Here is a 1,235-nt window from a genome sequence, read left to right as displayed (position 1 = left end):
GCCAATTGCTGCCGGTGTTGAAATTTAACAACAGATCTACAGCCATGGTTGCAATCAGTGGTGTTGTATTTTTAACTGTTATTTTTTTTATTCAATATTTTAAGGGCGAACATTCGCTTTACGCCTTCAAGGCGAAACGCGATGCAGCTTATGATAAATACTGCGCTGTGGCTGGGCAGACCGTTTACAAAGTCATTGATGAGCCAGTCTACGGTTTGTTTTTTGATCCTAATTATAGGGTGCAAATAAGCGGCGCCGCCTCTGCCTCACAAAGTACCTTCAGTTCCGGTGGATATTCGATTCAAAATGGATGGGGGCCGGAACAGTTTTATGAAGAAAACAATACTCGATTTGTAACCGGAGTCTCTACCGGTGATAGGGCGCCATTCCTGCGTCACAACAAGGATGGAAAAAAAGAGATCACTCTGGAAGTCGAGCAGCTGAAAAGCGATTACGTAGTTAAAACTACGATTTTTGATTTGCCACGTGAGCTACAACTGTACGCAGGCGAAATTGAAGTCAAAGATCTTCGGGATGGCGCGGTACTTGCGACAGCCACATACGTTTTTGATCAGATTGAACGACGTTATTGCGGGTATTCAGAGCGCAATAGCTTTGGCACACAGCAGGTTATTAACACGGTTTTTCCAAAATTCAGGAGGTGACTTCCAGGCGACCTTTCAAATGTTTATGACGGATATCTGGGGCTGGTCTCGTAGCGTCAGTGTTATTTCTGAGTTATTCGTGAATCTCACGAGAAGCCTCTCATGAGGTTTTTAGCCCGTCCTAATCATGTAGGAAAATTCGAAGCAAACCCTCGGATATTCTGCACGCCCAGTGTCCACACGCTATTCTCCCGCCCTGACACGTCCGGATTGGCGAAAAGGTACCCGCAGATGAATGACCTCCCTGAAAACGAAAAGCAGATTGCCCTGTCGGTCATTCGAGAAATGACCAAGTCGCGGCGCAGCATGCAGGATATTCAGGATGCGGCAGATGAGGTGCTACGGGTGTATCGCAAGGTGACGGCGCCGAAAACGCCTAACCGGGTGTGGCGGCTGTGCCAGCGGTTGTTGCTGCCGTTTGGTAATAACTGAGCGGGGGCGAGCGGTGCATAGGTGTTTCGGGGCGTTCTCGCGACTTGCGCAGTGGTGCGCACAGCACAACCCCCCCGCGAACCTAGCGCGCCTTATAAACGAACGCTGTTTGCTCTTGATCTCGTAGGGTGTGCTCCG

General features: G+C 49.1%; 2 protein-coding genes. Both read left to right on the top strand.

All coding sequences use genetic code 11. The features are described from left to right. The coding region (locus tag AAAB16_RS01030; RefSeq protein WP_340661655.1) for a hypothetical protein at positions 1 to 665 on the top strand (665 nt) is incomplete at its 5' end. A gap of 231 nt (positions 666 to 896) precedes the next feature. Continuing rightward, on the top strand, positions 897 to 1,097 hold the full coding sequence (locus AAAB16_RS01025) for a hypothetical protein (protein WP_340661654.1): 201 nt from the start codon (positions 897 to 899) through the stop codon (positions 1,095 to 1,097). Positions 1,098 to 1,235 lie beyond the last annotated feature (138 nt).

The organism is Pseudomonas sp. (genome assembly GCF_037994325.1).
Taxonomy (GTDB): domain Bacteria; phylum Pseudomonadota; class Gammaproteobacteria; order Pseudomonadales; family Pseudomonadaceae; genus Aquipseudomonas.
The sequence above is the reverse complement of the archived record's forward strand: the minus strand, read 5'-3'. Positions and strand labels throughout refer to the sequence as shown.